7 protein-coding genes are annotated in these 3,534 nt (G+C 53.7%); all 7 read left to right on the top strand.

Annotation, left to right across the window (positions count from 1 at the left end; all coding sequences use genetic code 11):
- Nucleotides 1-236 precede the first annotated feature (236 nt).
- The 7 genes from ACHH0Z_RS25415 to msrA all read left to right on the top strand — a co-directional run bounded on the left by ACHH0Z_RS25415 (nucleotide 237) and on the right by msrA (nucleotide 3,347).
- The gene (locus ACHH0Z_RS25415; RefSeq protein ID WP_001567383.1) at nucleotides 237-503 is read left to right on the top strand and encodes a YdgH/BhsA/McbA-like domain containing protein; all 267 of its coding nucleotides are present in this window, start codon (nucleotides 237-239) and stop codon (nucleotides 501-503) included.
- A gap of 96 nt (nucleotides 504-599) precedes the next feature.
- The gene (locus ACHH0Z_RS25410) at nucleotides 600-1,157 is read left to right on the top strand and encodes a TetR/AcrR family transcriptional regulator (RefSeq protein WP_001567382.1); all 558 of its coding nucleotides are present in this window, start codon (nucleotides 600-602) and stop codon (nucleotides 1,155-1,157) included.
- A gap of 212 nt (nucleotides 1,158-1,369) precedes the next feature.
- Entirely contained in the window at nucleotides 1,370-1,630 is a 261-nt protein-coding gene (locus ACHH0Z_RS25405) for a DUF1471 domain-containing protein (protein WP_001567381.1), read from the top strand.
- A 30-nt stretch (nucleotides 1,631-1,660) separates the two neighbouring features.
- Complete coding sequence (locus ACHH0Z_RS25400; RefSeq protein WP_001567380.1) at nucleotides 1,661-2,167, top strand: DUF417 family protein; 507 nt, start codon at nucleotides 1,661-1,663, stop codon at nucleotides 2,165-2,167.
- Between the two features lie 73 nt (nucleotides 2,168-2,240).
- Nucleotides 2,241-2,378: a hypothetical protein gene (locus tag ACHH0Z_RS25395; RefSeq protein WP_021243014.1), complete on the top strand. Its 138-nt coding sequence runs from the start codon at nucleotides 2,241-2,243 to the stop codon at nucleotides 2,376-2,378.
- A gap of 23 nt (nucleotides 2,379-2,401) precedes the next feature.
- Nucleotides 2,402-2,863: a peptide-methionine (R)-S-oxide reductase MsrB gene (msrB, locus tag ACHH0Z_RS25390; protein WP_021243015.1), complete on the top strand. Its 462-nt coding sequence runs from the start codon at nucleotides 2,402-2,404 to the stop codon at nucleotides 2,861-2,863.
- Nucleotides 2,853-3,347 (top strand): peptide-methionine (S)-S-oxide reductase MsrA, encoded by a 495-nt coding sequence (msrA, locus tag ACHH0Z_RS25385; RefSeq protein ID WP_021243016.1) that lies wholly within the window; start codon nucleotides 2,853-2,855, stop codon nucleotides 3,345-3,347. The genes msrB and msrA overlap by 11 nt, the downstream gene beginning before the upstream one ends.
- Nucleotides 3,348-3,534: the final 187 nt, after the last annotated feature.

Raw genomic sequence — 3,534 nt, 5'->3', positions numbered from 1 at the left:
CATCAGGCGCGGAACTCATCGAGGCGCGGGAATAAAATCCCATTCAGACGCCGGATAGATTCAAGCAAGCCAACTTGTCGTCAAAATCGGTGTTGCAAAAACGGGAGTGACCATAGATTCCGTTTTCCAAGCGGACCCCAATTAACACTTGCCAACCTATCTACTGGTTGGTAGATTTGATTTTAACAACACGACACACAAACAAAAACACACAACAGAACATCAGGAGCGTCATCATGAAAAACATCATCAAAACCACCCTTGCCATCATCGCCCTGTCCGCCAGCGCACTGAGCTATGCCGCCAGCCCGCAAATGGTTTCCCGCAGCGAAGCAGCATCGCTGCAAAAAATTGGGGTGGTCTCTTCCGGTGGCTTCACCACCCTGGATGACCTGGTGGCCTCACTGGATATGAAAGCCGCTGATGCCGGGGCCACACACTACCGCATCACCAGTGCCACCGGTATGAATAAACTTTCCGGTACCGCTGTCCTGTATCGTTGAATACCCGTTACCCTCGCAACTGCGCCCGGAACCCTTCTGGTTTCCGGGCGCAGTTGTGTCTGAATAACAGGCACCCGCAGGTGCCAGGAGAACATTATGTCCACCCATGACAGTCTGATTGAACTGACTGATACCCTTATCCAGCAGAACGGCTACCAGGGCTTCAGCTATGCTGATCTCGCTGACGGTCTGGGAATACGGAAGGCCAGTATCCATTACCATTTTCAGACCAAAACCGACCTCGGGCTTGCCTATTGTGAATACAAGGAGGCCAGCCTGCTGAAACTGGAAGCTGCCCTGTTACAGCTGCCACCGGGTAAAGCCCGTCTGCAGGGTTATATGGACGCATTTCTCAAATGCGCCGACAGCGGCCAGATGTGTGGCATTCACGCCATGCTGTCCGACAGCGCCCTGTTTGAAGAACCTCTTCAGAAAGCCACCTCACGACTGGCACAAACCGACCTGCGCATCCTGACCAGTGTGCTGGTTTCGGGTCGTGAAAGCGGTGAACTGGCTTTTACTGCTGAGCCGGCTGACGTGGCCATTATCATCGGCAGCGCCATTAAAGGGGCCCTGATGCTCAATCGGATCCCTCCTCATGATGCCTGTTCCCGCACCATGAGCGCGCTTATTCAGCTACTCTCCCGCCCGTAAAGCCACGCCTGTGGCTGCCCCGGTTTAACCGGGGCAGCCAGCACTCAAAAAAATCACCGCTGACAACGCCTGTATTCCGGGGGCCTCAGAAGACATTAAGACTTTCCTTGCGTTTAATTTCCAGTTACCCCTTGCCAATCTATCTACTGGTAGGTAGAATAAATATTAACAACACGACAACACAATAAAACAGACATGCAGGGGGCATCATCATGAAAGCACTTATCAACGACGTTATCGCTGTCTTCACCCGTAAAGCCCATGGACCGGTCATCATCAAATCCGATCTTACTGAGGAAGAAAAAGCAGCTCTGGTACCGGTCCGTACACTCTCTGTTGGCTGGGTGTCTTCCGTGGATGAGCTGGAGCGGGAGGTTATCCGCGAAGCCCTTGAACATGGCGCTGCCGCTTATCTGATTTCTGAGCTTGAGCAGGCCCGTTTCGTTCATGCCCGCGCCACGCTGTTTGCATAAACACAAAACGAAAATAAAAGGACACACACCATGAAAAATAACGTCGAGACACAACTGCGCCGGTTACTTCGTAAAACGTCAGGCCTGGACATTATGGTTCTGCGGCTGTCAGTGATTTTCATCTTCGCCCTGTTTGGCACCTACAAATGGTTTGCCTTCGAGGCCAATGCCCTTCACCACCTGCTGCCAGGCACCTGGCTCGGTGCGCTGTATCCGGCTCTCGGCGTTCAGGGGCTCAGCTACGCACTCGGCGTGGTGGAAAATATCACCCTTCTGGCCCTGATTGCCGGATTTTTCCGGCCGGCAGTGGGTGCAGCAGGCGCCCTGATGGTGGCAGGCACCGGCATCGTCACCCTGAGCCTTCTGCCGCAGCTGGGTCGCATTGACAGCTTCATTATCAAGGATGTTCTTCTGATTGGGGCTGGACTGGTGCTGTTGCGTCATGACCTGCGACGGACACTGATTAACCGGAGGGCGAAGCAACTCAGCGCCGTGCACAAACCCCGCTCGTCTGACGCATTGTCAGCCATGGGGTGACCCTGAATTACGCAGCAGCCTGATATTTCTGGCCAGCAAATATGACACCACTCCCGGGTTCATGGTGAGAGGCATGGAAGCCGCCTTTCGGGCGGGGATCACTCCCCGCTACTTTTTAGAGCGCTACCTGGAAAATAAGTCGCTCCCCGCCAACCCGGACTTTGAAAAACACTATCTGGATCTTATTCATGAGCAGGACCCGTCCCGGTGAGTGAGATTTGTCAGGAGAGCGATATGAACAAACCGTATAAAAAAGACCCACAGACCATTCAGGCACTGACGGAACTGCAGTTCAGCGTCACCCAGAAAAGCGCCACTGAGCGCCCGTTTACCGGAGAATATGACGACCACTTTGAGGACGGACTGTACGTGGATATCGTCTCCGGTGAGCCACTGTTCTCGTCGAAGGACAAATTTGATTCGGGCTGTGGCTGGCCGGCATTCAGCAAACCAGTGGAAAACAACGTCCACAACCTGAGCGACCTCAGTCATGGCATGGTGCGTACTGAAGTGCGTTCCCGTCACGGTGACAGCCATCTGGGACACGTCTTCCCTGACGGGCCACAGGATACCGGTGGATTACGTTACTGCATTAACTCGGCTTCACTGCGTTTTATCCCGAAAGGCGCTCTGGAAACAGAAGGATACGGTGAATTTCTTCCCCTGTTTGAGAAAGGAGATAAGCATGAAAACTGATGTGGCAATCCTTGCCGGTGGTTGTTTCTGGGGTGTCCAGGAGCTGATCCGCAAACTCAATGGCGTGGTCAGCACCGAAGTGGGCTATACCGGCGGACGTAATGATAACCCGACATACCAGCACCACCCAGGACATGCGGAGGCGGTGAAGGTGGTGTATTCCCCGGATAAACTGAGCTACCGAAAACTACTGGAATATTTCTTTAGTATTCACAACCCTACAACAATACTTCGTCAGGGTAATGACGTCGGCTCAAGCTACCGCTCAGCCATCTTTTTCACCACAGAGGAGCAAAAGCAGCAGGCAAACCAGCTTATCCGTGAAATAGATGATTCAGGAGTCTGGCCCGGAGTCGTGGTGACAGAAGTAGAGCAGGCCGGTGAGTTCTGGTCTGCAGAGCCAGAGCATCAGGATTACCTGCAGCATAATCCCGACGGCTATACCTGCCATTTTGAACGACCTGACTGGACGCTTCCGGGATAAGTCACCGTCGCAGACTCGCAGCATTCAGCCCCGCCCATGTGCGGGGCTTTTTTGTTCATAGGGGTCGGTTCCGGCTGAGGGCGAAATGACACCCTAAGCGTTAGCTCTGTGTCGTTGCACGATGTCAGCGACGGTATTCTTGCTGATACCGAGCTCGCGTGCGATCCAGCGATAGCTGCGTCCCTCG

This window comes from Enterobacter cloacae complex sp. 2024EL-00227 (genome assembly GCF_043945315.1).
GTDB classification, from domain to species: Bacteria; Pseudomonadota; Gammaproteobacteria; order Enterobacterales; family Enterobacteriaceae; genus Enterobacter; species Enterobacter roggenkampii.
This window is presented reverse-complemented; position numbering and strand designations above follow the sequence as displayed.

What these genes read in the sequence shown, in the direction of transcription:
- ACHH0Z_RS25415 (WP_001567383.1), top strand. Translation starts at nt 237, where the DNA reads ATGAAAAACATCATCAAAACCACCCTTGCCATCATCGCCCTGTCCGCC.
- ACHH0Z_RS25410 (WP_001567382.1), top strand. Translation starts at nt 600, where the DNA reads ATGTCCACCCATGACAGTCTGATTGAACTGACTGATACCCTTATCCAG.
- ACHH0Z_RS25405 (WP_001567381.1), top strand. Translation starts at nt 1,370, where the DNA reads ATGAAAGCACTTATCAACGACGTTATCGCTGTCTTCACCCGTAAAGCC.
- ACHH0Z_RS25400 (WP_001567380.1), top strand. Translation starts at nt 1,661, where the DNA reads ATGAAAAATAACGTCGAGACACAACTGCGCCGGTTACTTCGTAAAACG.
- ACHH0Z_RS25395 (WP_021243014.1), top strand. Translation starts at nt 2,241, where the DNA reads ATGGAAGCCGCCTTTCGGGCGGGGATCACTCCCCGCTACTTTTTAGAG.
- msrB (WP_021243015.1), top strand. Translation starts at nt 2,402, where the DNA reads ATGAACAAACCGTATAAAAAAGACCCACAGACCATTCAGGCACTGACG.
- msrA (WP_021243016.1), top strand. Translation starts at nt 2,853, where the DNA reads ATGAAAACTGATGTGGCAATCCTTGCCGGTGGTTGTTTCTGGGGTGTC.